The organism is Streptomyces sp. NBC_00376 (genome assembly GCF_036077095.1).
GTDB lineage: Bacteria > Actinomycetota > Actinomycetes > Streptomycetales > Streptomycetaceae > Streptomyces.
Genome location: NZ_CP107960.1, coordinates 8,494,155 through 8,519,399, shown reverse-complemented (window position 1 = coordinate 8,519,399; position 25,245 = coordinate 8,494,155). Strand labels below are relative to the sequence as shown.

Below are 25,245 nucleotides of genomic sequence, written 5' to 3'. Positions count from 1 at the left end.
CGTTCTTGAACGGCATGAGACGTTCTGTTCGGGAAGGTGTCGGTGGAGGCAGTGGCGGGTGCGGCGGCTCCCCCTGACGAACCCGCGCCCTGCAGCTTCCGGTAGGAGCATGGCCTAGCTAGTCGAGGACCTGGACCTCACCGGTCCGCACGTTCCCTTTGCCCCGGGGAGGGCGGATGAGGGGGCCCCTCTCCTGCAGATAGGCACCTCATGCGGCTATCGGGTCAAGTTGGCCTTGCCCCGCGTGGGGTCAGGCAGCCGAAAAAGCGGCCAGCAGAGTGTCCGCCCGGAACTCCAGTTCGGGCGTCAGAGCTCCCTTCACGGCCAGCATGACCTCATCGCCGCCGACCGCACGCGCCAACCGAACCTCCACCTCGCGGTGCTCGCCCACCAAGGGATACGCGTACCAGCCGTCGGCCTGCTCGTCGTCGGTCGCCTTGACCGCCAGCGCCACCGTCTCCCAGTCGGTGACATCGAAGCCGTAGCCCACGTAGTGCGACAACAACTCCAGGAACGACCGCAGGTTGCGTTCCCAGATCCATCCACCGACTTCTGCCATGGCTCCCCCTCAGTGTTCAGGAGGACAGCCTGTCATGAGCCGAACCCTCAGTGATCAGTCGGCTGTGGCTGGAGGAGGAATTGCGATTGGCTCTGTACATGTCCAGGGGCCCTGGCTCAACTTCTGTGGTTGCGAGCCTTCAGGCGAACGGCTGGACCACTGGCTTCGCATCGGAGTCGTACATCAATTCAGCAAGCTGGATGAGGAAGCCGTAGGTTGCCAGCCGCCCCTGGATGCGAATGAAGTAGGACCGGCTGGAGCACTTGAAGATTTCCCGGCGGCGCACCTTCCAGCGGCTGTGCTCGTATGTGGTCGCTGCTTGCACAAGAGCCGTCTCCGCCTCTTCCGTGCTGCCTTCAAATTCCGCAACGGTCCGCGCGTCACGATCTGTATCTGCAACACCGTCGACAGGTACGGCCAGCACTATCCATTGGGGCATCCGCCCATCGCTCCTTCTCCATCGGCGTCGCCTGCCGCGACGCACCACGGTCAGTGTGGCAGCGAGCCGCGGCTCGCGATCCCCTGCCACAGAAGTTGATCCAGAACCGAGACTCGTGGAGCCAGCCGCCGGAGGGACCTGGTCAAGGTGGTGGCCCATGTCGCCGCCGGGGCGCGCGAGCAGTTGGTCGCCGAGGAGCGAGCCGGGCCGGACGGCCCGGCTCGTCAGTCCGTTTCCCAGGCAGCAGAGGAATTTACGCGAGCCCAGAGCTGAAGGGGAGCATCAGCGCCGAGTCCGTGTGGACCATGATGCGCACTGGTGTGAAGATGGTGGCGTCCACCGGCGATTCCCCAGTGCCTGGATTGCGGGCGTAGCGCGGATGGGCGCCTCCGCTGATCTGCCAGCGTATGCGGTGACCCGCGGCAAAGCGATGAGCGGTGGAGCTCATCGGCACGCTGACCTGCGAGGGCGTATGTCCAGTCGTTCGAAGTCGGCCCAGCCCGTCACAGACGTTGACTGAGCGGCCTTGTGCGTCCACGTCGCACAAGCGGGTGAAGACATCGGCGTGCCCGGTGTCCGTGGAGATGCTCAGCCGTGCGGAGACCTGGCCCAGGATGTCCACGGGCGCGGTCAGCGGTGGGCCGGTGAACGTCAGGACATCGTCTCGGGCCTCCAGGCTGCTGTTGTCGCGAGGGCCGGCGGTGCGGGAGAGCAGCGGGCCGCCGATGGACGGGGTGGGGTCGCCCGGGTCGTAGCGGAACGTCGTCAGTGGTGCGGAGTCCGTGGGGGCCTGTTCGGTGAGGTGCCCGCCCGGGGTGGGATACCACGAGGTGGCAGCGAGGGCCGGAGGCCAGTTGTCGAGGTCCCGCCAGGTGTTCTCGCCGCCGATGTGCACGCGCACCCTGGTGGGGCGCAGGCTGGATGGGTCGGCGCACAGGTGGGCACGCAGCCAGGCGAGGCTTTCGGCGAACACCTCTGGCCATCCCCGCTGCAGGGCCGAGGTGTGGGTCCAAGGGCCGACGAGCAGAGCGGTCTCGCATCCGGCCTGACGCAGACGGTCGTACTGCTCGAAGGTCTGGTCGGCCAGTGCGTCGTGCCATCCGGTGATCAGAGCGGTGGGCACGCGGAGCCGCACTGCCGAATCCGCCAACGACGCGCCGGCCCAGTAGGCGCCCTCGGCGTCCGGGTGTGTCATCACGTCGTCCAGCCAGGGCACTTCGTCCCCGAAGACGGACTCGTACGCACCGCGCAGGGGCTGAGCGGTGGTGACGGCGCGCAGGCCGCGTTGCAGGCGGAGCGTCGCCCTCAGGAAGGGTGACATGCCCTGGTGCTGGTAGGTCATACCCGCACCGACGGCGAGGGCGTTCTCCAGGCGCAGCGCACCATCCGCGTAGAACAGGGCGAAGGGATCGTGCAGCCCTACCTGCACCACCATTGCCTTGAGTTCCGGCGGCGGGTCCAGGGCGAGGGCCCATTGCACGTAGCCAAGATAGCTGGGGCCCACCGTTCCCAGTGTTCCGTTGAACCAGGGTTGCTCGCGCAGCCAGGACATTGCGGCCTGGCTGTCGGCGACCTCGTTGCGCCAGAGGTCGAACGCACCTCCCGAACCGCCGGTGCCGCGGCAGCTCTGCAGGACCACGTGAAAGCCCTGTTCGGCGAAGAGCAGGCCGTACTGGGGAGACCATGGCAGGCCGCGGCCATAAGGGGAGCGGACCAGGAGAGTCGGGAAGTCGCCCTCCGTACGTGGGAAGTAGTGGTCCGTGATCAATGGGCTTCCGTCGGCGGCCGGCACCACCAGCCCCGGTTCCCACCCGGCCTCGTGCCGTTTCGCCGGCAGGCCTCGCCAGGTCGCCCTCATCATCCGTGAGGACAGCGGTGGCTTTCCGGCAGGTGGCACCCATGCCGGTCCGGCTACGGCGTCGGGCGTGCGTGATGGCATCGTTCCCCTCCTCTATTCTCGTACGATGTACGAGAATAGAGGATGCTTGGATGACCTTCGCAAGAGCCGTCTCGGAAACAGGGGAAGGAGCGCGAGACCGTGCCCAGTGACGGAAGGTCCGGCGCCGCGGGCGCCGACCCCGAACAGCTCTGGCTGCGCACCACCGAACCACGCAGGGGCCGCAAGCCCTCCTTCAGCCGAGAAGCGGTCACTGCGGCAGCCGTCACCTTGGCGGACGCCGAAGGCCTCGACTCGGTCACCATGCGGCGGGTGGCCGCCCAGGTCGGAGCCGGCGTCATGTCGCTCTACAGCTATGCCCCCGACAAGGAGACACTGCTGGAACTGATGGTCGACCACGTCAGCGGCGAACTCACGGTCACGGACCCACCCAGTGGTGACTGGCGTACCGACCTGAAGACCATCGCCCACCTGCAGCGCGCCCACATGCTGCGGCACCCCTGGCTGCCCGCCGCCTTGTCCACCCGTCGAGTTCCGGGCCCCAACACTCTGGCCTTTTTGGAGCATGCTCTCGCCGCCTTGCGGCCCACCGGGCTGGACGGTGCAGCAAAGCTGGAGGTCTTCGCCCAACTCACCGCATTCGTGGCCGGACACGTCGCTCACGAGATCACGCAGGCCGCAGCGTCACAATCGCCGGACCGGGTCGCAGCCGAAGCCCGCTACCTCGCCGCTGTCGCCGCCGACGGCCGTCACCCGGAACTCGCCGAAGCGCTGTCCGCCGCCGGACGCCCGCTCACCGCCGAAGCCACCTTCGCCCGGTTCCTGGGCCGCCTGATTGACGGTCTCGACGCCGACTGATGCCATCCGCCTGTGGATACGCGCTGTCCACGGCACCTCGGAGAAGCAAGCCATCGACCCTGCGTTCTCGGCGCGAGTGGAGGCGAGCCGCGGTCGCACTCCGGGCCGGCGTCACACTTGAAGGCGTTACGGCTAGACGTGTGGGTCGTTGAAGCTGTTATGGCCATGCGTGAAGGTATTCGCCCCCGGTTCTGTGTGATGTGTGCCGCCGATCTACTCGGCGGCACGGCATATCTCGTCGACGGCGTCCGGCGGGGGCGCCGCCCGAAGTTCGCGCGCTTCCTGATCTGCGGGGCCTGCTACGAGCGCGGCCTCCCGGATCCGGATGCGGGGCGGACCCGGGCGGTCTCCGCCCGGCGGACGGAGACCGCCGAATGGTGGGGCCTGGCCGGCCGCGGCGAGGCTCTCCCACCCCAGGCATGTGTCGCCGGATGCGGCCTGATCGTGGTCCGTGGGGCGGAGGCGCTGATGCAGGGCGTGACGTGCTCACGGGCCTGCCGGACATCCCTCACACGGAAACGTAACGGCGGGCTGGGATCGGGCCGCCCGTGTGGGGCCTGCGGCGAGCCCGTTACGACTGGGCGTGCGGATTCTGCGTACTGCGATGGGAAATGTCGGCAGAAGGCATATCGCCGCCGGGTCGCCAGTCGGCGTGCCGGGAACGGCGACCCGCATGCCCAGCCGTAACGACTTTGCTCTCAGATTCTGCTCCGCTCCGCCGATTCGCAGCAGCATTCAGCAAGCTCGACGGCCGTATACCTGTGGGCTCGCACCACAATTCGAACGTCTGATTGAATAAGCGGATGACGCCCTTCCGATTCCCCGGCGACCTGATCGATCTCAGGCGCCGGCAGATCCGCGTCTACAACCAGCTCGCCCTGCGCCCCGCCGTCGGGGCGGCCGAGCTGCGACGGGAGCTGATCCGGCTGTCATGCCTGATCAGTGCCCACCCGTACTGGGCAGGGCGCGGCTGGAGCATGGCGGGGCGGGACGTGCTGGTGCGGGCCGGACGGAGTACAGGAGGTGGTCGTGCGCTGGAACGGCGAGGAGTTCGTCGTCACCGAGCCCCAGGCACTGCCATGAGCGGGCGGGAGGCCCGCCAGCAGCGGCGGAGGGTTTATCGATAGGCCCCTGCAGGGGCGGCGGGCACGTCGTTACGTGCTGCCTGTGTCGATCACCGGAGGGCTCGGGATATGTGAGTGTCCGGCTGGAATGGCTCGCTGCCGAGGCCATGGACGCACTGCCGTCCGCTGAGGCGCGGACGGCAGTACAGGCCCTGCTCGTCGATGCCGCCAGGCATCCGGGCTGGTGGCCGGCGCCCGCCGGCGAGGAGATCGCCCACGCCTTCCCAGCCCGGCCGCCCCATCAGCGACTGGGCCATGAGTGAACGACTGCGCAAACTCGGCATCCGCCTCGCCGAGGCCCGCTCGACCGCCCTGTTCCAGCTCGCCACCGAGCTGTCGGCCGCAGTCCTCGCCCGCACCCTCGGCATCATCAGCGTCGCCGTCAAATGGCAGCGAGCCGCCGGAGACTGGGCCGCCCACTCAGCCGAGATCAGCCGACGTGCCAACCTTTCCGACCCGCAGGGAGAAGTACATGACCGTCGATGACCAGCGCCTACTTGCTCTGCTGCGAAGTCTGGATGACCCAGACCACTGGGAATTCCTCGCGACTACGACCATGCCGCCACCCGGAGCCGCCTCGATCGGCTCGCTGCACTGCTTGACCAGACGTTCGACTGCGCATGCCCCATTGATCAGGGAGTACAAGATGCCAGTTTCCACGGCGACATCGCCATCCCGGCTGTCGCCACGAAGAGCAGTGACCCCGTCGTGGTCCGACTGAGCAACTTCGGCGCCCTGATCACAGCGAGTGCAGGAGGTGTCCCAGGTGACACCACAGGTCCTGCCGATGGGATGCGCGACGAGGATCGCAGCCGAATCGAAACTGCCGCGGCGGCACTCGGCTGCATCTTGATTCACAGGCGCGTGCTCAGAAAGCGATACGACGGACCGACGGAGATGGACGACTGGCAGCACCTGTGGTGGCACCGCTTCTTCGACTACATGTGATCACTGGCGCCAAGGCATTCCGGGAGTTCCGATACCCGACGTCACCATTAGCGGTCTACTCTGCCGAGACGATCGAGGCCCACGAACGTTCATCGCCCGCCGTCGAGCCTCTCGCCCAGGCGAGGACTACCGAACCCCAACTGCGGAGGAGTGGGACGCCTTCCTTGCCCACTTCGAGAAACGGAAGGTGTCCATCGGCACCTGCGCAGGCACCTTCGGGCCTCCTTGTGTCCATGAACACGCCTGTGTCAGATGCTCACTCCTTCGAGTCGATCCGGCCCAACGGGCACGGCTCACCGACATCCGCGACAACCTGATCGCCCGCATCGACGAGGCTGAACGCGAAGGCCGGCTCGGCGAGGTCGAAGGTCTCCAGGCCGGCCTGGCCGGCGCCGAGGAGAAGCTCCGCCAGCTCGATCGGGGCCACGGGCAGCGTACGGCCGTGGACCTTGGCATCCCCACCAAGCGTGGGTGATCGATGAACCCACGAAGATGGGCTGCCGCGTGGCCCTCAACCGAGATCGAGAAAAAGTTCAAAGAAGCGCGCATCAAACGCCCTTCAGAACACGATCAAGTGCTGCCCGGCCTGCAGGTCCCCAGTTCGGCTTGCCACCGGGAAGGCCCCGATCTCCGTTCTGCCCCATGAGCATCAGGAAGAGGCTCTTCATAGCGGCCAGCCCGCGGGCGCGCCGGATCGCCGCCTCGTCTGCATGCGCGTACATGTCGAAGAACCGTGGGGCCGTACCCTCGGGTAGCAGCACCCATGCGGCGGCGAGGTCCCACGCCGGATCGCCGGCGAACATGCAACCGAAGTCGACGATGCCCGAGAGTGTTCCGTCCGAGACGACGACGTTCGCGGGATGGAGGTCGCCGTGCACCCACACCGGCGGGCCCTCCCACGCGTGGGCCGCAACGGCATCGTCCCAGACGGCCCGGACGTCGGCAGCGATGTCGTCGGGGACGACGGCCTGGAAGAAGTTCTCGAAGTCGTCCGTGCAGTTCCTGGGGTGGGCACCGCGGTCCGTAGTGATTGGCGCCTCGGCGGGCGCCTCCACATGGAGCGCCTGGAGGAAGCCTGCCAGTGTGTCGGCCGCGTGGGCGCCGCGGCTGATCGAGCCGTGGTCCAGCGGCTCGCCGGGAACCCACGTCATCACGGTCCAGTGCTTGGGGAAGCGCTCCGACGGTTCGCCGAGCCGCACCGGGGTCGGCACCGGGAGCGGCAGGCGCGGGGCCAGCACGGGTAGCCACCGCCGCTCGTTGAGCTGGAGCTCCGGGGTGGGGTCCATGCGCTGCATGCGCACGGCCAACTCGTCCCCAAGGCGCCACATTTGGTTGCCCCAGCCACCTGCCACCTCGCGGATGGCCAACCCTGCAAGGTCTGGATGTTGCTCCTGCAGCAGGTCGCGGACCAGGTCAGCGGTGATCTCAATCTCGGTGTTGGCCATGCGAAGTCACAGTACTGGGGCGAAGGGCGGAGCGGCTCACACTCTCCGGATCACCTCGCTGTGATTCCTCTGGCATCACCGATTCGGCTTCAGAGAGCTGCAGATCAGAGGCCTTGGGACGGACCTGCCCCAAAGTTCGGAGAAGCCTGCATCCGCTGCCCGATGCTCCACATCAACCCGAAGATGCTCAGCTGCCCCGGAGAACTCGAAGTCGACCTGCTCGCCCGCCTCCGGCGGGCGCAGGAGGAGAACCAGCTCGGCGAGGTCGAAGGAATCAACCTCACGCTCACGTTCCTCCGCGCCAAGCGCGAGGAGACCCGACGACGGGCCCGACGCCCCGCCATCGGCCTGGGCATCCCCTGGGCTCGTTCAGATAGAGACCACCCCAGGAAGGACTATCCCTGAAGCGCCGCCAACTTCTTCACCACAACTTCGGTTGCCCTTACATACCGCTCCCGCTCACCAGACTGAGCCCGTCCCGACGGCCCCGCGCTTTCGCTATGCGCGACGAGTCTGAAGATCAGTGCACGAATCAGCATCTGCTGCCAGTCAGGCTGGTCGCCGCTACCGGTCAGCAGGTCGGACGGAAGGTCGAACCACAGCAGACCATCCGCGACCACGATGGCCTCCGCGAACACCGGAGGCCGCCAGTACGGCGAAAAGTCGATCACAGCGGGCACTTCGTCCCTGACGAAGAGCACATTGCCGGTGAGATCGCCGTGAATGAGCTGAGCGGCGTCCTGCTTCACCGGACGCCTCAGCTCCAACAGAGTCGAGAACGGCGCGGAGAGGTCGTCTCTCACGTCGACGTCCTGCTCGCCCCATGCGACCCGATCACCCACAGCCCACGGATGAGTATGCCGATCAAGGAAGTCCGGCCGGGGCACCTGTCGCAGGGCAGCATGGAAGGCACGGCCGGCATTGAGCACACCGGCCCAATGCCCCCGGGGACCGGGCTCACCGGTGAGGAACTCACTGGCCGTCCAACTATTCACGACGCTTCGACCATCAGCGGCCCGGAGCGGCAGCGGGACCCGAAACTACTGCCCGGCGCCAGGCTCTCGAACAAGGAAGCAGCCCACTCAACCTCTTCGTCAGGCCCCTCAGCGGGCTTGAACACGAACCCACCGACGAGAACGCTTCGCCCTTGCCCACCGATCAGCGGGACAGGAGAGCCCTTCACACCGAAGGCATCAAGGACGGCACGGGGCGGGACAGTGTTGCTCGGCAGCTCAGTCACGCCGGACATCCTGACGACACCACCTTGCCCAGCGCACCTGCGTTTCGCCCAGCTCAAGCGTGCACCGGGCCGCATCACTTCCGGGTGAAGTGCAGAGAGGAAAATCGGTATGTAATCATCAACACCTCGTCTCTCTGCTCTGCATGACAGCACACCAGGCCGACACTCCCCTGCTGCGGACCCATATGCGGGTCCGCCCCTGATGCCTCACAGACCGGCCGCGCTCCAAACCGTCTGCACCGTCCCGGGTTGGTGGGCGGCTCTTGCCGCAGTTCGGAACTGTCGCCGCGGTGTTGGATTCAGGGCGTCGGGCGGTCCTGTCCAGGAGGTTGGGAGTCGGTGGCCGGGGCAGGGATCAGGTGCCAAAAGCCCTGTACGCGGCGCCGATTGCTCGGGAGCGGGCCGGGCACGGGGTAGCGATCGGCCCCAAGCCACCGCGCTGACCGGCAACGACCAGATCACCGTACTCACTTCCCACAGGTGGCTAACCTGTGGCCGCACGATCCGGCCGTGCTCGACTTCGTCAGTAGTGAACGGTGTTCTCCGGCGGGGCGGTACCGATGGTGTCAGCGTGGCGCGGACGCGTACACGTCTCTCACATCGTCCCTGGGCTTGGGCCTGGTCCGGCCGCACGGGCCCGCCGCGAACGCGTGGAGGAGGTTCTCCGTGCTGCGGGTAACAAAAGCTCCCGTGCGGGCGTCCATGCCGTGGTTGCGTCCGTTCTCGCGGGTTCCCGCCATCAGAGCCTCGACCCACCTCATCGTCCCGGAGGCGAAGACACCCGCCCCGCTCGGTACGGTGTAGTAGATGGAGTCGGAGTAACTGGGCCTGCCCTTACAAACGAGGGGGGAATGGGCGATGATCTCGAGCGGTGTCGGAATGGGCACGGCGGGAGTGACCCGGTCGTACTCCACTCCGACCAGATGGTCGAAGGAGGCTCCTCGCTTCACTCCTGTCCCCTCGAAGAGCCAGTGGTCGCTCCGGCGGACGACATACGGGGCGTCCACGGGATAGCCCTCGTAGAGGACACCGGTCAGAGAGGACTCGGGGGAGGCGCCGGGTGGCTGGCGGAAGTCGTTGGTCGGCATGTCCGGGTGGTCGCGGAGGTAAGGGTCCTTACGGTAGTCGGTCTTGTAGCAGACGACGGTGCGGTCGGTGCCGGTGGCGTCCGGCTCCAACCTGACCCTGCGGAAGCAGGCGTTTGCCCCGAGGAAAGCCACGTTCGTTCCTGTGTCGCGTGCTCGGGTGACATGCGCCCGTTGCTGCGGCGTCCAGTACTCGTCGTGTCCCAGCGAGACAGCTCCAGCCGCGTGGTGAAGAATTCCGGTGTCTCGATGGACGTCCAAGCCCGTGGTGTAGGCGAGCGGGATACCCAGCCTCTCCGCCAGCACCACCACCGCCCGTTCATAGACCATGAACTTCTCGGCGCCGTTGCCGTCATAGGGCCGGTCGAAACTGACGGCGAGCGACCGCGTGCCATACGCGCCGTTCTCGCCCTGGTAAAGGCTGTAGTCGCCCCACCGGTTGTATGCCTGCCATGTTGCCGGGGCGTGTATCAGCACGACTCTGCCCGCGGCGCCTGCCGAGCGGACGATCAGTGGCACAAAGTACTGATGGGTGTCTTCCGAGTCCAGCCGTAGCAGATACGCCCCCTCCGGCCAGCCACTGGTGCGGACAGGGAGGGTGCGTTGCCAGTCTGCCCGTACAGTACGGGTGGCCTGGATGAGTTGGGGGCGGCCCTGGACCGAGCCGGCAACACGGTGCGAACGCCAGACCAGTCGCGCCTGCGCCCCGCCGTACCAGCCGACGCGGTAGGCCGAGACCCAGAACGCCGGGGCGGTGGTGGAGACGTACAGGCCGAACTCCTCGCCTGGTAACACACTCACCTTGTCGGTATAGCCCTCGATGGCCCCGGGCGGTCCCAACGAACGGACCCGCCAGCCGGAGTCCCCCGCCCGGGCGTTCTCCCTGTTCTCGACGCGGCGGTCGACGCCGGGAGGGGTGAACCCGCCGGTCCCGGTCCGCCCCGTCTCGGAGGAGTGGCAACCAGCCACCCCCAAGCCACCGGCCATTGCCCCGGCCAGGAAGAGCCTGCGGCCCGGTCGGCCAGGGATCCCGGCCTCCTGCCCCTCACCGTGCTTCATCTCGCCCGCCGAACCTTTCCGCAGCACACTGTCACCGGCCATCGTCCCCCGCCACCTGCTCGGGGTCGACGAGGCAGCGCCGAACGTTTTACAGTCCCGTTCGCCGCACCCGGCCGCCTGCCCGCTCTCTGCCGCGCAGTGCCTCACCCCTCAGCCGCGTTGACGGCTCGTCCCGCGCCTCCGACTCCGTCCCGGCGTTGCGGCAACCAGGGCGGGCCCCACTCGGTCGCGTGGTGTGGGTGCGCCCCGAGAGCGGCGCCACAGCGGCAGCAGGCCGGGCACGGCTACGCGGGCCGGGACGGGCAGCTGCGGGCATCCGGGGACGAGGTCCGGCGGCCGCGGCCCGGTGATTACCGGCCGGCGGCTCGGAACAGGTACGGGCAGCCACTCCCTGCATCGATCACACCCTGGCCGCGCCACGCCCGCGTGAGCCCGGTCAGTCGAACACGCGCAGCACCAGCCGCGCGACTCCCGTGATCCCCCGTCCGATCCACCCGAGCAGTCCCGTCTCCACCGCCAGCTCGACCGAATCCGCGAGCACGTCCGCACGGTCCGAACCGGAACGGCACCGGGAACAGGAACGAAGCCAACTACGTTTTCGCGCACCGCACTTCTTGCATATCGCCATGCCTGCATTCTCCCCTGGTCAGCTGCGGGCCTCGTTGACCGTTCCGCAGGACTTCCCAATCAGGAAGTCAAGCGGTGATCGTGACTGGTGGTGCTGCTTGGTAGCACGCTCCGTCTCGGATCATTGCCCATAGAACGTTGGCCCTGCGGCGGGCGGGAGACAGGACTGCTTGCTTGTGTCCCTTGCCTTCGGCGCGCTTGCGTTCGTAGTACGCCCGCGATGCGGGACATGATCGCAGGCCGGCCATGGAGGAGAAGTAGAAAGCGCGTAGGAGGCCGCGGTGGTAGCGGCGAGGCCGACGCATGTGTCCGCTGACGCGTCCGGAGTCGCGCGGCACGTGTGAGAGTCCGGCGAACGCGGCCAGGCGGTCGGCCCTGGCGAAGGCATCCATGTCACCGCCGGTTGCGGCAATGAAGGTGGCCCCGAGCATGGAACCCGTACCGGGCAGGCTACGGATCACCCTCGCGTGCGGGTGCTCATTCCGGTATCTCGGGGGCGCTCGGGATCGGGCCGATCCAACGTACCTCGCCAGCCGAAGAAGGCCCCCGGCGCCTCGGGCGCATCCTTTTTTTCCTTGAACCTCTGGTCGCTGAGCCTCCCAGTTGACCTTTGAGTGCTCCGGTTGGCCATCGTGACGTTCACTGGCACGGTGCGTGACGGGCCAGCACTGTGTCGGTGGGATATCGGCCGTCTGGCGGTACTGTCGTTGATCCATAGGAGATGTGTCGGTGGACGCTGAAACCGTGGGTGTCGAGTTGCCAACAGAGCAGCCGCAGCCGCCTTCAACAGCAAGGGAGTCCCGTCGCCATGTCGTCCGCATCCTCCACTCCGCCCTGGAATTTACAACGGCTGCCACGTGCTGACGGCAGCACCGTCCTGGTCACTGGCGGCAACGCCGGCATCGGGTACTTCATCGCGGAGCAGTTGTCGGAAGCCGGAGCGACCGTCGTACTTGGCAGCCGGAATCCCGCGAAGGCCGAGGTCGCCACGGCCTCGATCCGTGCGCGCGTTGCTGGTGCGCGGGTGCGGTCCGTACGGCTGGACCTCGCCGACCTCGGGTCGCTGCAAACGGCGGTGAAATCACTGGAGGTTGAACGCCTCGACGCGGTCGTCCACAACGCTGGCGTCGCGCTTGACGACCCGCCGCGCAGGGAGACCGAGGACGGTCACGAGCTCATGTTCGGCACGAACCACCTCGGGCACTTCGCGTTGACCCAGTGGCTGATGCCGCTGCTGTCGGCTGCGCCGGCGGGTCGCGTTGTGACCATGGGCAGCTTCGCAGCGAAGTCGGAGCGGCTCGACCTGGACGACCTGCAGTCCTGGAATGACTTCCAGCCCAAGCGCACCTACGGACGTTCCAAGTTGGCGCAGATGTATTTTGGTCTCGAGCTCGACCACCGCCTGCGCGCTGTGGGGAGCACGGTGAGCAGCGCGGTGGTCCATCCCGGCGGCGCGCTGGACTCCCTCACGCCGTCACGGCCGCCGGTTCATGTAAGAACCATCAGCGCACGGCTGAGCGCGGCACCTGCGGCTCTCCTCGTCCAGGGCAAGCATGCCGGCGCATGGCCCGCGGTCCGGGCGGTGCTCGACCCGGCCGTGCATGGAGGCCAGCTGTGGGGACCGTGCGTCTTCGGCCTGCGCGGCGAGCCCCGACATGAACCGATATGGAAGCACCTTGCCGACACCTCCGTCGCGGCGCAGTTGTGGGACGCAAGCTGCGAGCTGACCGGCGTCGACCCCGGCGCCATCCCTGGATAGCCCAAGGCACGCACGCTTGCGAACAAGCATGCTCAGGTTGGCCCGACTGTGGCGCTCGAGTACACCCCTGGCCTCGAACGATGCCCCGAACGCGATCGCTCGTACGGGGACTGCGGGGACGTGAACACGGCCTCCGTCTGATCCTGCGCTCCGGCCAAAGAGGCACTTGACCAGTACGAAGGCCGTGAAGGACGAGTCTGCTGCATCACGATGTCCGGCGGGAAGCACTCGCGGTGGCGTCACACTTCAGGGACGACTTCTTCGACTGCCTGCCTGTGCGCGGGGACGCACTGTTCGAGCTGACCGACGCGTTGCTGTGATGGGCCGGTGACCACGCCGGTGGGCCTCACCCTGACGGCCGAGCACCGGCGCGGGCACGGCGCGATGACGCGCTGAGCTGCCCATCATCGCGGGCACCGTCATCCGCCTGGCCGTGGAGAAGCTTCCCAGCAGCGGGGTCAACGAGCCCGTGTGGCTGTGATGGTCGGGTACGAGCGCCGCCCCGGACGACGTCGACCGCTGCTGGCAGCCCTTCCTCCGACGCTTCGGCCTGGAGCACGCGTTTCGGCTGTTCAGCAGACGCTCGGCTGGACGAAACCACGGCTTCGCAGGTCAGAAGCAGCAGACCGTCGGACGTGGCTGGTGATCGCTGCTCATGCCCAACTCCGGCTCGCCCGTCCGTTGTCCACCGACTTTCGGCGACCATGGAGGAGGCTGGCCGACCCCACCGAACAAGATGACGCCGGCCCGCGTCCGAAAGGGGTTCAGGAACCTGTGTGCGAAGGCCGCCGCCCCGCCTCACTGCATGATGTGGGCAGGGTCCTCGCAACCGGCGAGGCGTTCAGCCGCCTTGCCCACCACAAGGCGGGCACCAAACCGCGGCGCACCGATCAAGCACCGGCCCTGTCGCCTAGCACCGCTCGGTCCACCGCCTCGGCATAAGGGCTGATGACGCCCTCGTCATCCCCATCCGCGGCATCTTCCAGCCACTCTGCGAGCGGACCACGCAGCGCGATATGAACACGATCACCGCACTGTCGAAGCGACTCAACGAAGCGGTGAAGCAGCTCGGCCAGGGACTCATCGGACTCGATGGGGAAAGACGAGTTCAAGACAGGCCTCCGTTGAGAAAGGCACGACAGCAGCACACTCGTATGTTCCCAGACTCACCGAGTTGAGGTCAGACCTCAAAAGCCAAGCTAACCTCGCCGTTTCGTTTGGGTACGGCGGATGTTGGGGCGGAAACGCAAAAGTGCCCTTCCTGACCTGGGACGATGAACCTTGCTGAGGGGTTCTGTCGGTCCAGGCGGAGGGCACTTTCTACGTGCAGGATATCGGGTTGCGTCCCAAGATCCATGTCAGTGCGGATGGTTCGGGGGTGGTCGGTCATGCCGGGTCACGGTTACTGGCTGATCTTGCCGATGCCACGGGGCTGACCGCTGCGTACTCCGCCGCTCTCAGGCCGCTTCGGCCGCGCGGGACCGGGCATGATCCGGGCCGGATCGCCACCGACCTGGCGGTGATGCTCGCCGACGGCGGTGAGGCCATCGCGGACCTGGCCGTACTGCGGGACCAGACAAGGTTGTTCGGTCCGGTCGCCTCGACACCGACGGCCTGGCGGCTGCTCGCCGACACCGACGAGAGGACACTGGCTGCTCTGCGCCCGGCGCGTGCCCGAGCCCGGGAAGTCGCCTGGATGCAGGCCGCCGAGCAAGGCGAGGGCATACCCGCAGCCCGGGCCGCGGGGCACATGCTGCCCGGGCTGGTCCTGGACCTCGACGCCACGCTGATCACCTGCCACTCCGAGAAGGAGCAGGCCGCACCCACCTATAAAGGCGGCTTCGGCTTCCACCCGCTGCTGTGCTTCCTGGCCAACACCGGCGAAGCGCTGTCGGGCCGACTGCGGCCCGGGAATGCCGGTGCCAACACCGCGAGCGACCACATCACGGTGCTCGACCAGGCACTCGCGCAGATCCCCGACGCCCACCGGCACGGTACCGACATCCTCGTCCGCACCGACAGTGCCGGATCCGCGAAAGCCTTCCTCGCCCACGTCCGCGACGTGCGGAAACGAGGAATCCGTACCTTCTTCTCGGTCGGATACGCCATCACCGCGCCGGTCCGCCGCGCTGTCCGGGCCATGCCTGAGCACCTCTGGCATCCCGCCCTGAACCAGGACGGGACACTGCGCGCCAGCGCCGAGGTCGCCGAGCTGACCGGCATGGTCGATCTGGACGGCTACCCGGCCGGCACCCGCATCATCGTGCGCCGGGAGCGGCCGCACCCCGGAGCACAGCTGTCCCTGTTCGACCAGGACGAAGGCCTACGGCATCAGGTGTTCCTCACCGACACCCCGTACTCCGGTGGCGGCTCCGCGCAGTTCCTGGAGGTCCGCCACCGCGGACATGCCACCATCGAGGACCACATCCGGTGCGGCAAGACCACCGGCTTCGGCCGCTTCCCCTCCCGAGACTTCGGCGTCAACGCCGTCTGGCTCGAACTCAGCCTCGCCGCGATCGACCTGCTCGCCTGGACCCGTGTCCTCCTCCTGGACGGGGAGCTGGCCACCGCCGAGCCGAAGAAACTCCGCTACCGGCTACTGCACGTCGCCGGCCGCCTCACCCACGGCGGCCGACGCCTCCACCTGCGAATATCGGCGACCTGGCCCTGGAGAAACGAACTGGCCACGGCCTTCCACCGCCTCGCCGGACTGCCCCGACCCGCCAGCTGACCGGCAAACCCCCGTCCGCCCACGACCCGAAAGAACCCGGAGAACCTGACCACCGCGTCGGGACTCCGACCTGCCCAACAACCGAAATCACGTCGGCCACCCAGCAGTTGGCGATCAGCGACACCGCCTCAACCCAACCGAAACGGCGAGGCTAAGCCGTCAATACGGACGAGCACTGCCCTGTCGCCGATATTCGGATGCAGGGCTGGTAGGCGTGACCGTATCCTCACGCAGGTGGCCAGCTTTGAGACTCATCGTCGACGCGTGCACGACACGAGCCAACCCGTTCGGGCTCGTCATGCCGCGTTCCGGACGTGTGTCGTCACTTTCGCCCCATATGGTTTTCGCGCCACGTATCACTATCTATGTCGTAGCGCACGAATTCCTGCTGATCTGGAGAAGGACCCGGCCTCGCTGGTCCGCGCGGTGGTGGAGCTTCACGCAGCCCGCCAGCATTGGCTGGCGGGTGAGGCCGCCTTCATGGCCCGCCGTCGGCAAGAGAAGGCCACTGGGCTTCGCCATCCCAGGAGCGATGGCAGCTGGTGGGACAAGGGACGTGGTTCACAAGGGAGCCTGGCCTACTGTCCCAATCCGGAATTCCACCCTACTGAACCGCTCCCGGAAGTTGTGGAACGCATACTTCGCTCCGTTATCCCGCCCACAGCAGCGTCCTCGTTGTGCCGTGCCTGCGGCACAGACAAGGGGACGACTCGTTGGAGTTCTGGGCACTTCCTGCACCGGCTATGCACTCGATGCGGGGTGAGTCTCAGCGCGCACCCGACCGCCGCCGACCGGATAGTTCTTCTAGCTCGGGCCGAGCGGTGGAATGAGATTTGGAGGCGCGCAGCCTGAGCAAGATCACTGCGTTGCCGCCACCTCTGTTCTGGAAGCTGTTGGGACTCCTTGAATCTGCCTCTGACCGGATCGGCGTGAACACTCCTGTATGTTCTTCCGGACTCGCGGAAAGCGAGTCCTCTTGGGTGCGAAGAGGTCGATCGTGGCTGATGAACAGCTTGAAGCCGAATGGGTCCGCGGCTGGTGCGAGCAGACGGACGCGGCACTCACGAAACTGATGCAGTCGTTCCAGGCGCGGCACGGCTTCCCGCCCGCTAGGAACGTGGTCGCGCGGGCGACGAACGAGAGCCATGGGGCGACGGAAAAGCTCGTGGAACTGACACCGACACCCTCGGACTTGACGACGATGTACTGGGTGATCGGCGAGGTCTCCCTGCCTGATGTGGACAGCGGCTACTTCGTCCACCCAGCCTCAACGGTCGCAAGCGACTTCCGCGAGTACGGGGCCGTCCAGATCGACGGAGAAGAGCCTGCCCTGGTGTTCGCCGGCGATGGCGGTGGCCATCTGTTCGCGCTGGCAGGCTCCGGGCGGGTTTGGAGGTCCACCACCGCCTCATGGTTCGACCAGTTCGACCTTGCCGCCGCCAACCTCCGAGAGTTCTTCGAAGGGCTGGCTGGACGGATCAGTGGTCAGCTCTGACCTGCAGCCGCAGACGCCGAGCAGCGGGCCGGATCACGACCGGGTGGGGATTCGGATCCGAAGAAGTCGGAACGAGGCCCGTCCGTACATGGCTCGCTTGATCGTTTTCACGTGGTTGACGCTGCCTTCGACCTTCCCCGGTCTCCACTCGTGCGTGAGTCCGGCGGTGACGGCGTCGAAGTCCTGAGGAGGAACGCGGCGCACTTGGCGACCGCGACAAGGTCGGACCGGATCTCGTACGTGGCCTGCGCGGACGGCCTGGAAGTACGCGACATCGGCTGGACGCAGCAGCCGTGGCGGCGAGGCCGCTCGACGATGCGGTCCCAGCGGCGGACTCCTTCCTGCCGCGTCGTACGGGCTTTCAGAGCCGCTACGGCGTGGTCTGGTCAGTCCGGCAGCTCGCGAGGATGCGCGATCCACACGGCGTATGCGCGCCTGGTGTACGTGCCCGACGTCCCCCTTGCCCGCGTTGCCTTCGGTGTTGTTCAGGCGGTCGAAGGCTGCCGGCTCGTTCCCGGCGCGGCTGGCCGCGATGTCCAGAGCGCGGTCGCCCGGTTCGGTGAGAGCGAGGCGGTCCAGCAGCTCGGCGGTGCGCAGCAGTGTCTTGTGCCGCTCGTCCGGGGTCGGAGGCCCGAGGGGTCGGGCTTCTCCGAACGTCTCCAGCAGACGGATGACGGAGAGGGTCTCCCGCGGGAGAGGGTCTCCCGCGGGAGCGGGAGCGCGGCGCTGTACGGATCGGCGGTCATGGGTCGTCCCTGCGGCAAGCGGCGCCCCGCATGGAGCTCGCGGGGCGACGGATGGCTGATGGCGGGGTGTCCGGGGCTGTTAGCGACAGTCCAGGGCACGCCTACTTCTGCGGTTCGAGGTGGTGGTGCTGTACCTCGATCAGAATGCCGCGGCTGTTGAGGACTTCGGCGACGGCGTCGCCCAGGACGACGGCGCAATTGCGGCCGTCGTGGTCGCCGGTCAAGTCCCGGGCGGTGAAGTTCTTCGTCGCCGCCTCGAAACCCAGCTGGGCGGCCAACCGGGCGCCGGCTCGCCCGGCCAGCGCGAGCCCCACCCTGTTCCAGGACGTGGTTGAGCCGAGTGGTGAACCGGGCCGGCATCTGGTTCGGGCACTGCGAGCAGAAGCACCATGTCCACCTCTCCCCCGCGCCTACCGCTCAGGGCGACACCGGGCGGGCCCGCGAAAGCCAGGCCCGCCACTCCCGTGCATCGGTCAAGCGAAACCCCAGGTCAGTGCCGACCTTGGTGTCAGCCTTCGCGCTTCGGCACAGCAACGGCGGCCCGGTGGGGTGCGAGGCGCCCCTGGTCCGTCAGTACGCCTCCTGGACCGGCGGCTCCGCCCTCGCCCGAACCATCAGCCCCACACGCACTTGGATCACCCCTGGGAGTACAAGGAGCACGGCGCCAACATCGTCCTCACCAAGCGCTCTTGACCTGATTCCGCCACCGCAGACCTCGGCATGCTCGCTGCTCACCACATGTGACCGACAGCAGCCCCGCAGGAAGTCCCCGGGACCGTTCCCGCCGGCCCGGCGCCCGCGAGGCGCGCCGGGCGGTCCGTACGGCCTGCACCCGCCTGTGACCGAAGCGGGTCCTCGCGCTCACGGTGGATCCTCATCGCCGTCGAGCCGAGTACTGATCGCCGTCTCAAGCTCAGTCATCGTGCGACGAAAGGCGGTCTCCAGATCGACATCAAAGCGGCGAGCCAGGATGAGCACCGACCACAGACAGTCCGCGAGCTCGTGCTCCAGTGCCGCTCGCCCGCCCGGCATGTCCCGAGCTCCCTCTTCGGCCATGACCAGCTTGGCCAGGTCGCCGACATCGCCCATGAAACCGAGCATGAACTCTTCCCGCGTCCAGACCCGCCCCCGTTCACGCAGGTTCAGCCGGTCGTACAGATCATGTACTCGCATGGCCTGCTGCTGCAGTTCATCAAGGCCCATCCACGCCTCCCGCCGTCCCCCTCGGAGCCTGCCCCGAAACCGGGGCGCTCAGCCATACCGATCCAGCCGCGTCTCGGGCCTGCAAATCTGGCACGGCTCGATGCCCGGCTTCGTCAGGGCCGCTCTCACCCTCCCCGGCATCACCCAGATCAGGCTGCCCCCGACTTCAGCCCACCGGCTGCGACAGGAGGTTGCGGCATCGGCATCGAGCGGAACGGACGTCCTCAGGTCGAACGGCGGGAAGGACCACAGGTCGCGGCCGGCGATGTCCAGGACGTCCCGGAGCGTCTCGCGGGCGTGATCGGGAAGTTCACCGACAGTGCCTGCCGCGGGAGGGGGTGACAGGCGTTCGGACCAGGACAGCTGGTCACTCACGGACGCGGACCGAGGACCTGGTCCAGGTCCATGCCGTCGGAGTCGTCGCAACCTCCCTCCAGGAACGCGTCCACAGCCGGGGCCGCGGCGAGCCGGACCCGCCACGTGTCCACGACCCCGTACAGCGGGGCGAGGCTCTAACCCTGCCGGGCATCCTCCAACACCCGTGCCCAGTCCTGCTCGAACGCGGTACCCACGCCCCGGCGCGGCGATCCGCGCGCAGCTGGGCGGCGGTGGCCGAAGTCGGCGGGGCGGGGTGTTCCTCGGGCTGCACGCTCATCGGCGCCTCCTGGCGGCGTCTACCACCACGGTAGCCGTCGCCGGGGCGGTGGAAGAGGAGTCCGGCGCTCACTGCCGCGGCTCCTCCGCGTCGTGGAAGCGGATCACAGCGGCGGCCGGCTCCGGATGTCCGTCCATCCCTTGCCGAGTGGTGTTGAGCTTCGGCCCGCGTTCGCGGTTCTGTCGGTGCGACACGAGGTCGCACCGTTCGGCGTAGCGGCGGGCGAAGGCGTACATGGTCTGTTCGATGTACGCCTCGCCAGGCCCTGATGCTCGCAGTGCTGTGTCCCGGCGAGGTCGATTCTGTTTTCGGTGTGCGCCGCGAGCAGCACTCCCAACTGACGTTCGAGACGGTCGAGCCGTCGGTGCATCTGAGTGCGTTCCTGTTCGCCTGCTTTGACCGCCCTTTCCAGTAGAGCGAGCCCTTCCAACGCTTGATCGAGCAGCGCCTCGTCGCCCAGGCCTGGACTCGGGAGGAGCGATGCCGCGGTCGCTTCCCGACTGGAGATCAGCCTGCGGACCATGCTGTGCGCAGGGTCCGCAGGCTGATGGATCTGGCCGGCGCCGAATCCCGGGTGTTGCTCGGCTGGCACGCGCGGGACCGGGGCCGGCTTTGAACGCCTTCGTCCCGTCGGGCCGCCGACTGCGGTGGCCCGACGGGACGAGGTGGCGCCGGGGCCTAGTTGCCCAGACCTGCCGGGATCCTCAGCATCACCGAGCTGGACCAGGCGGCGTTCGGGCCGCCCTCGCCGTAGACCATCAGCTGGTGGTGATCGTTGATGTCGAAGCTGTAGGTCGGCGTGAATCGATCACCGGCAGAGAGCGGCACCATGCCGGACAGATCCCAGAGCCGTCCCTGCGGGTCCCACATCGCCGACACCGCAACGTCCGGGAAAAGTTCGACAGTTCCGAGGATCCACCCGTCGTCGGTGACTTTCTCGCCGGTCGCGTTGTATCCGTAGTCGGCAAGGCGCTGCATTCCGCCGGCCTTGGTCCACACGAACGCGTCGTCACCGCTGGTCCCCACGACAGTCCCGGAGGCGTTCACATCGTTCGCCTGGGCCGAAGACTGTCCCGGAAGCGTGCCGAGATCCTGAACAACACCTGACGTCGCATCCCAGGTGACCGCGTGCGGCACATGGCCATCGGTGCGCGAGGCACCGACGATCATTCCGGCATCGTTGATGGCGCGCGGCTGAGTTCCCGTCAGATCCGAGGACAGGTGGGCCAGCTTGCTGAACGGCCCATCCGGCGTCCGCACGAACCCGTCACTGTAGCTGTGGTTCTTGCCGTCAGACTCCTTGACGACTGCTTCGGAGAATCCGGTGACCACCCCCTTGTTGTTCACGGCGGTCGCATAGCCGCTGGAATAGGGCCGCCAATCCGGGACGCCGAGCACGGTGAGCGATCCATCCTTGGCCCATTGGGCGGGAAGATAATGCAATGCACTGTCCGTCGCGATACCGACGGCGATCTGGCCGTCATTCAGGTCCAGAGCCGATCCGTACCTGCCCCCGGCAAGATCCAGGTTGGTGAACCCGTCGGCAGCCGTCCAGATGGTCGGCGTCATCCTGGAGTTGTACTGGCGATCCCCCGCGACTACGCCGCTCTCGTTGAGAGCCGCGCCGACGAATGGCGGGGTCCACCCGACCAGATCGAGTTGGGGGACATCAACAGTGGTGATCTTGACGTCCGCCGCCCCGATGATCGTGCCGTACTTGTTGGCCACTCTGGCCCGGCCGACCATGGGATCCTTGGTCAACTGCCGAGCGCTTACGACCACTGCCCCGTCGACCGGCATCGACTGGCCCGTGGCAACCTTGTACTTCGCGTCGGATTTCGGCGTAATCGTGCCGAGGCCCTTCGAGTACATCTCTTGGTGGTAGTCGAACGTGACGTTGTCTCCGGGCACGGCGACTCCCGCGACCACGATGAAGTACGTACCCGGCTGTGGATCATCGATGACGATGTGCTCGGGCAAGTCCCCGGTCGTAGTGCTCTGGCCTATAGGCCTGCCGTTGAAATACACGTAGAAGTCCAGATCGGCAGCTTCTCTGGGCGTCAGCGTCACGTCGAGCCGGGTCGTCTGACGCGGAACATAGAGCATGTTGGACGTGATTTCGCCTTGCGAGACCGTCGAGAACAAATTGCGGACATCGCCGATCTCGCCAGTTGCGACGTGGGCGATCGCGGGGCCAAAGGTGTTCGTCCCCGTCGAGCCGACATTCTTCGGCGAGTTCATCGTCACCTTGTCGACTGTGACGGTCCCCGGATCGAACGACATGCCCTGCAGCGAAACCTTCGCTGTGTACGGGTTCTGTTCGACCGGAGACGTCCTGCGAGACTCGATCACGAACTCCCAGATGCCGGGTTTGGGTCGGTACACCGGTCGTGCGGTGGCGTTGCAGTTCGCCGGGTCGGTGTAGTTGGTGTAGCAGTGGGAACTGGCGTTGGAGTCCGCGGGCATGCCGTCGGGGTCGATGGGCAATGCGCGGACCTGGCTGCCGTCGGCGAGCCCGCCCAGGGTCAGCTGCAGTGCTTCGACGCCCTCGGGAACGGGCACCAGCAGCGAGGTGGTTCCGGTTCGGCCGAGCTTGCCGGAACTGGTGACCGCGTAGTCGGGTTTGGCCAGCGGCTTGGTCGCCAGCACGGTGACGGCGACGAACTGGTCGATGCCGCCCGTCGCCGGGTCGTCAATGGTCAGGATCGCGCTATGCACGCCGGAGGTCGTCGCGGTCGCGGCGACCGTGATATCGGCAGCCTTTCCGAGCTTCAGGGGCATTGCCGCGCGGGCGCTGAACGTGCCGTCGTTGCCGATCCAACCGATCCGGTGCACGACGTTCCTTGCGGCACCGCCGGTCCGGGTGACGCTGACCTTGTAGGTCTTCCGCGCACCGGTCACCTGGCCGCCTTCCGTTGGCAGACAACGGTTGTAGATGCCGACGCCGGTGTTCGGAGTCGCGAGCAGGCCGGACAGCGAACTGCAAACGGGAGCCGACACAGTGAGCTCATTGGTGTTGATGCCGGCGCTGAGCTGCTTCCAGGCCGCGACGGTGTCGATGATGCCGGCGCCCTGCGCGGCAGTCGGGACGCCGGGGATCGGGTCGGCGGTGCCGGCCAGAGCGGTCTTCAGCGCCGCCGGGCTGACCGTCAGCGAATGGGCCTTGGCGGCCGATAGCAGCAGCGCCGTTGCTCCGGCGACCTGCGGGGCTGCCATGGAGGTGCCGTTGGCCATGCCGTACCCGGTCGGCAGCGAATACCCGGCCTCGGGGACGGCTTCACCGGACAGCCGCATCGGGATCGAGGAGATGGCTGCGCCGGGCGCAGACACCTGCGGTGCCAGCGCCCCGTTCTCAGCGGGGCCGCGGGAGGAGAAGCCGAAGATGCCCTGCTTGGTGGCGACCTTCGACCCGTAGCCGGCCCACCAGGTGTCGGAGCTGACGGACGCGGCGACCGAGATGGCCTTGCCCGCCACGGACGGCGAGCTGACGGTGTTGGTGCCGAGGCCGTCGTTGCCGGCGGCGATGATGATCTGCACGCCGTAGTTGTCGATCAGCTTGTCGTAGAGCGCGGCGATCACGTCGGAGCCGTCGTTCAATGCGGGAAGCCCACCGATGGAAAGGTTGACGACGTCGACATGGCGATTGGTGACCAGGTCGATCATGCCCTCGGTCAGTGCCGCTTGGGTGCAGCCACCGCCCCAAGTGCAGGCGCGGGCGGACACGATCTGCGCGCCCGGCGCGGCGCCGTGCATCTGGCCGCCGAACATCGACGTGCCGGCGGTGATCCCCGCCACATGGGTGCCGTGCGAGGCGACCGGCAACCCGATGGACACGTAGTTCGCGGTCTTGCCGACGTTGCTGCCGCCGAGCGGGGAGAGATCGACGTTGTCGCGGTGCTCGACGACGAACGGGATGCGCTCGTTCTGCGGTGTTGCGGGGTCGTCGCTCCCGATGTGGCCGACCTGGCGGTCGACCGCGAACGGGGCCATCGGTGTCTCGTCGGTGAGGTCCTGGTTGTTGTTGCCGTCGACCCGGATCCTGTGTGTGGTCGGGTCGTACAGAACCCCGTAGAAGTCCAGGGTGTCGCCGTCCCGGTTGAGGTCGCCCTCGAAGTCGCTCCCGGCCGTCGCATTCTCGTAGAACACGCCGAATTGGAACGTGCCCTCCGGGATCGTCCAGGTCTTGCCCAGGTAGCTGAACGTCGGACCCGTCTTGGTGGTGGACATCCGCACCCAGCTGCCGTCGCGGTCGGTGACCGGATCGGTCTCGGTTACCCAATCGACAATCTTGGGCTTGCCGTTGCTGGTCGTCTGTAGCGCGGGATGCTCGACGTCGACGCCGGTGTCCAGCACGCCGACGACCGTGCCGCGCCCGTCCCAGGCCGGGTTGTCCTTGACGAAGGCCTCGGCGCCGGTCTCGTTGATCGGTAGGTACGGGTTGTCGGCGGGCGTGTTCGCGCCGGGCGCGGTCGGCCCCGCGGCCTTCGTTGCCGCCTTCCTCGCACCCGCGGCGCCCAGATCCGGGCCCGGGACCTTGTACGTCCGGTTCAGGTCGATCGCCGCGACCGACCGAAGACCGGCCAAGGTGGTCACGCTGTCGGTCGGGACGGTCGCCCGGACGTAGCCGACCTTTCCGGTCACCGACCCGACAGTCCCGCCGGCCTTCTCCACCGCGGCGACGACGTCCTCGGTCGCGCCCTTCCGGGCCAGCATCAACACCGTGACAGACTTCTTCTTCGACGCCTGCGCCTGCTGCAGCAGCCTGGTGTCGGCGTTGCCCAGCTTCTCGGCCGCAGTATCCGACAGCAATTCGTCGGTCAGCGGCTGAAACTCGTCGGTCTTCCCCGCCTTGTAGATCGAGTCGGGGTTGTCGCGCCCGGCCCGGTCGTCGAGCCCAGCAAGGGGCGACCGACCCGGCCCCTGTGGCCCGTCGGGATCAGCGGGCTCGGCCTTGCTCGCGCCAGCGCTCCCGGAGCCAGTCCGGTTGGTCGGGTCGGCGGCTGCGGCCGCAGGCGCAATCAGCGCCGCGGCGATCAACACGGCCGACGCCGCGGCAATCGCACCTGTTCGTCTTCGTCGCGCCATCGTGCTCCTAACCAAGGAGTGAAACAGAACAGTGCGGCCAAACCCGCAGGCACGAGAACACCTGAGCCGCCTGGCCAATCTCGCAGTTGGGTCCGGGCAGGATCAACGGACCGAGTAGGGCGGATGTCCGCCATGGCGAATGCCCGCCACACTCGGAGCGGATCCACTGCTCCCAGTCGGTCGACCATGTCGGCGAGGTCCCTCAGCACCCGCCATCGGTGCGGATTGCTCGCCCAGAACCCAGCAGTTCATCCACGCATTCCGCGCATCCACATGTCTGGTGGAACTCA

At 67.3% G+C, this 25,245-nt stretch carries 23 protein-coding genes and 2 pseudogenes; 11 read left to right on the top strand and 14 right to left on the bottom strand.

Annotated elements, in window-relative coordinates:
* Positions 1-250: 250 nt before the first annotated feature.
* The 3 genes from OG842_RS38170 to OG842_RS38160 form a co-directional block, all read right to left on the bottom strand.
* Complete coding sequence (locus OG842_RS38170) at positions 251-559, bottom strand: hypothetical protein (RefSeq protein ID WP_266734317.1); 309 nt, start codon at positions 557-559, stop codon at positions 251-253.
* Between the two features lie 139 nt (positions 560-698).
* On the bottom strand, positions 699-998 hold the full coding sequence (locus tag OG842_RS38165) for a hypothetical protein (RefSeq protein ID WP_266734318.1): 300 nt from the start codon (positions 996-998) through the stop codon (positions 699-701).
* A 253-nt stretch (positions 999-1,251) separates the two neighbouring features.
* The gene (locus OG842_RS38160; protein ID WP_443064034.1) at positions 1,252-2,937 is read right to left on the bottom strand and encodes a CocE/NonD family hydrolase; all 1,686 of its coding nucleotides are present in this window, start codon (positions 2,935-2,937) and stop codon (positions 1,252-1,254) included.
* 99 nt (positions 2,938-3,036) lie between these two features.
* On the opposite strand from OG842_RS38160, the gene OG842_RS38155 reads away from it, so the two are divergent.
* The 5 genes from OG842_RS38155 (at position 3,037) to OG842_RS38135 (ending at position 5,825) form a co-directional block, all read left to right on the top strand.
* Entirely contained in the window at positions 3,037-3,753 is a 717-nt protein-coding gene (locus OG842_RS38155) for a TetR/AcrR family transcriptional regulator C-terminal domain-containing protein (protein WP_266734320.1), read from the top strand.
* A gap of 803 nt (positions 3,754-4,556) precedes the next feature.
* Positions 4,557-4,880, top strand: a complete 324-nt coding sequence (locus tag OG842_RS38150) for a hypothetical protein (RefSeq protein ID WP_266734322.1) — start codon at positions 4,557-4,559, stop codon at positions 4,878-4,880.
* A 68-nt stretch (positions 4,881-4,948) separates the two neighbouring features.
* Entirely contained in the window at positions 4,949-5,140 is a 192-nt protein-coding gene (locus tag OG842_RS38145) for a hypothetical protein (RefSeq protein ID WP_266734324.1), read from the top strand.
* Positions 5,133-5,363, top strand: coding sequence for a hypothetical protein (locus OG842_RS38140; protein WP_266734325.1), 231 nt, complete (start codon positions 5,133-5,135; stop codon positions 5,361-5,363). Before OG842_RS38145 ends, OG842_RS38140 begins: the two co-directional genes overlap by 8 nt.
* A 306-nt stretch (positions 5,364-5,669) precedes the next feature.
* Positions 5,670-5,825 (top strand): hypothetical protein, encoded by a 156-nt coding sequence (locus OG842_RS38135; protein ID WP_266734327.1) that lies wholly within the window; start codon positions 5,670-5,672, stop codon positions 5,823-5,825.
* A gap of 256 nt (positions 5,826-6,081) precedes the next feature.
* On the opposite strand, the gene OG842_RS38130 is transcribed toward OG842_RS38135, so the two are convergent.
* The gene (locus tag OG842_RS38130; RefSeq protein WP_266734328.1) at positions 6,082-6,252 is read right to left on the bottom strand and encodes a hypothetical protein; all 171 of its coding nucleotides are present in this window, start codon (positions 6,250-6,252) and stop codon (positions 6,082-6,084) included.
* A gap of 121 nt (positions 6,253-6,373) precedes the next feature.
* Entirely contained in the window at positions 6,374-7,270 is an 897-nt protein-coding gene (locus OG842_RS38125; protein WP_266734329.1) for an aminoglycoside phosphotransferase family protein, read from the bottom strand.
* A 162-nt stretch (positions 7,271-7,432) separates the two neighbouring features.
* Between OG842_RS38125 and OG842_RS38120 the strand changes: the two genes are divergently transcribed.
* Positions 7,433-7,675 (top strand): recombinase, encoded by a 243-nt coding sequence (locus tag OG842_RS38120; RefSeq protein WP_266734330.1) that lies wholly within the window; start codon positions 7,433-7,435, stop codon positions 7,673-7,675.
* On the opposite strand, the gene OG842_RS38115 is transcribed toward OG842_RS38120, so the two are convergent.
* The 3 genes and pseudogenes from OG842_RS38115 to OG842_RS38105 form a co-directional block, all read right to left on the bottom strand.
* Positions 7,666-8,073: a hypothetical protein gene (locus OG842_RS38115; RefSeq protein ID WP_266734331.1), complete on the bottom strand. Its 408-nt coding sequence runs from the start codon at positions 8,071-8,073 to the stop codon at positions 7,666-7,668. The two genes, OG842_RS38120 and OG842_RS38115, sit on opposite strands and share 10 nt — an antisense overlap.
* A 1,003-nt stretch (positions 8,074-9,076) precedes the next feature.
* Positions 9,077-10,696: a N,N-dimethylformamidase beta subunit family domain-containing protein gene (locus OG842_RS38110; protein ID WP_266734332.1), complete on the bottom strand. Its 1,620-nt coding sequence runs from the start codon at positions 10,694-10,696 to the stop codon at positions 9,077-9,079.
* A gap of 653 nt (positions 10,697-11,349) precedes the next feature.
* Positions 11,350-11,772, bottom strand: a pseudogene (locus tag OG842_RS38105) (transposase); the annotation flags it as partial.
* Between the two features lie 317 nt (positions 11,773-12,089).
* Between OG842_RS38105 and OG842_RS38100 the strand changes: the two are divergent.
* Positions 12,090-13,040 carry an SDR family NAD(P)-dependent oxidoreductase gene (locus tag OG842_RS38100; protein WP_266734334.1) on the top strand — a complete coding sequence of 317 codons (951 nt, stop codon included), beginning with the start codon at positions 12,090-12,092 and terminating at the stop codon, positions 13,038-13,040.
* Positions 13,041-13,437: 397 nt separating this feature from the next.
* Positions 13,438-13,836, top strand: a pseudogene (locus OG842_RS38095) (NF041680 family putative transposase); the annotation flags it as partial.
* Positions 13,837-13,930: 94 nt separating this feature from the next.
* Here OG842_RS38095 and OG842_RS38090 read toward each other — a convergent pair.
* A complete protein-coding gene (locus tag OG842_RS38090) occupies positions 13,931-14,152 on the bottom strand; it encodes a hypothetical protein (RefSeq protein ID WP_266734335.1) in 222 nt (73 codons plus the stop codon).
* Positions 14,153-14,334: 182 nt separating this feature from the next.
* Here OG842_RS38090 and OG842_RS38085 point away from each other — a divergent pair, with 182 nt between their 5' ends.
* Together OG842_RS38085 and OG842_RS38080 are read left to right on the top strand one after the other, a co-directional pair.
* On the top strand, positions 14,335-15,771 hold the full coding sequence (locus OG842_RS38085) for an IS1380 family transposase (protein WP_443064048.1): 1,437 nt from the start codon (positions 14,335-14,337) through the stop codon (positions 15,769-15,771).
* A 997-nt stretch (positions 15,772-16,768) separates the two neighbouring features.
* Positions 16,769-17,266, top strand: coding sequence for a hypothetical protein (locus OG842_RS38080; protein ID WP_266734337.1), 498 nt, complete (start codon positions 16,769-16,771; stop codon positions 17,264-17,266).
* Positions 17,267-18,113: 847 nt separating this feature from the next.
* Here the strand turns inward: OG842_RS38080 and OG842_RS38075 are convergent.
* The 4 genes from OG842_RS38075 to OG842_RS38060 all read right to left on the bottom strand — a co-directional run bounded on the left by OG842_RS38075 (position 18,114) and on the right by OG842_RS38060 (position 20,106).
* On the bottom strand, positions 18,114-18,326 hold the full coding sequence (locus tag OG842_RS38075; protein ID WP_266734338.1) for a hypothetical protein: 213 nt from the start codon (positions 18,324-18,326) through the stop codon (positions 18,114-18,116).
* A gap of 547 nt (positions 18,327-18,873) precedes the next feature.
* Positions 18,874-19,215 carry a MazG nucleotide pyrophosphohydrolase domain-containing protein gene (locus tag OG842_RS38070; RefSeq protein WP_266734340.1) on the bottom strand — a complete coding sequence of 114 codons (342 nt, stop codon included), beginning with the start codon at positions 19,213-19,215 and terminating at the stop codon, positions 18,874-18,876.
* Between the two features lie 48 nt (positions 19,216-19,263).
* On the bottom strand, positions 19,264-19,590 hold the full coding sequence (locus tag OG842_RS38065) for a DUF6233 domain-containing protein (RefSeq protein WP_328512618.1): 327 nt from the start codon (positions 19,588-19,590) through the stop codon (positions 19,264-19,266).
* Between the two features lie 348 nt (positions 19,591-19,938).
* Positions 19,939-20,106, bottom strand: coding sequence for a hypothetical protein (locus OG842_RS38060; RefSeq protein ID WP_266734342.1), 168 nt, complete (start codon positions 20,104-20,106; stop codon positions 19,939-19,941).
* A 32-nt stretch (positions 20,107-20,138) separates the two neighbouring features.
* Here OG842_RS38060 and OG842_RS38055 point away from each other — a divergent pair, with 32 nt between their 5' ends.
* Positions 20,139-20,285 carry a hypothetical protein gene (locus tag OG842_RS38055; protein WP_266734343.1) on the top strand — a complete coding sequence of 49 codons (147 nt, stop codon included), beginning with the start codon at positions 20,139-20,141 and terminating at the stop codon, positions 20,283-20,285.
* Between the two features lie 263 nt (positions 20,286-20,548).
* Here the strand turns inward: OG842_RS38055 and OG842_RS38050 are convergent, their stop codons facing one another.
* Complete coding sequence (locus tag OG842_RS38050) at positions 20,549-24,955, bottom strand: S8 family serine peptidase (RefSeq protein ID WP_266734345.1); 4,407 nt, start codon at positions 24,953-24,955, stop codon at positions 20,549-20,551.
* Positions 24,956-25,245 lie beyond the last annotated feature (290 nt).

Excerpts from the sequence above, each read along its gene's own strand:
- OG842_RS38135 (WP_266734327.1), top strand. The coding sequence starts at position 5,670 with ATGCGCGACGAGGATCGCAGCCGAATCGAAACTGCCGCGGCGGCACTC.
- OG842_RS38170 (WP_266734317.1), bottom strand. The coding sequence starts at position 559 with ATGGCAGAAGTCGGTGGATGGATCTGGGAACGCAACCTGCGGTCGTTC.
- OG842_RS38120 (WP_266734330.1), top strand. The coding sequence starts at position 7,433 with ATGCTCCACATCAACCCGAAGATGCTCAGCTGCCCCGGAGAACTCGAA.
- OG842_RS38125 (WP_266734329.1), bottom strand. The coding sequence starts at position 7,270 with ATGGCCAACACCGAGATTGAGATCACCGCTGACCTGGTCCGCGACCTG.
- OG842_RS38100 (WP_266734334.1), top strand. The coding sequence starts at position 12,090 with ATGTCGTCCGCATCCTCCACTCCGCCCTGGAATTTACAACGGCTGCCA.
- OG842_RS38070 (WP_266734340.1), bottom strand. The coding sequence starts at position 19,215 with ATGGGCCTTGATGAACTGCAGCAGCAGGCCATGCGAGTACATGATCTG.
- OG842_RS38055 (WP_266734343.1), top strand. The coding sequence starts at position 20,139 with ATGCTCGCAGTGCTGTGTCCCGGCGAGGTCGATTCTGTTTTCGGTGTG.
- OG842_RS38050 (WP_266734345.1), bottom strand. The coding sequence starts at position 24,955 with ATGGCGCGACGAAGACGAACAGGTGCGATTGCCGCGGCGTCGGCCGTG.
- OG842_RS38140 (WP_266734325.1), top strand. The coding sequence starts at position 5,133 with ATGAGTGAACGACTGCGCAAACTCGGCATCCGCCTCGCCGAGGCCCGC.
- OG842_RS38160 (WP_443064034.1), bottom strand. The coding sequence starts at position 2,937 with ATGCCATCACGCACGCCCGACGCCGTAGCCGGACCGGCATGGGTGCCA.
- OG842_RS38110 (WP_266734332.1), bottom strand. The coding sequence starts at position 10,696 with ATGGCCGGTGACAGTGTGCTGCGGAAAGGTTCGGCGGGCGAGATGAAG.
- OG842_RS38060 (WP_266734342.1), bottom strand. The coding sequence starts at position 20,106 with ATGTACGCCTTCGCCCGCCGCTACGCCGAACGGTGCGACCTCGTGTCG.
- OG842_RS38150 (WP_266734322.1), top strand. The coding sequence starts at position 4,557 with ATGACGCCCTTCCGATTCCCCGGCGACCTGATCGATCTCAGGCGCCGG.
- OG842_RS38165 (WP_266734318.1), bottom strand. The coding sequence starts at position 998 with ATGCCCCAATGGATAGTGCTGGCCGTACCTGTCGACGGTGTTGCAGAT.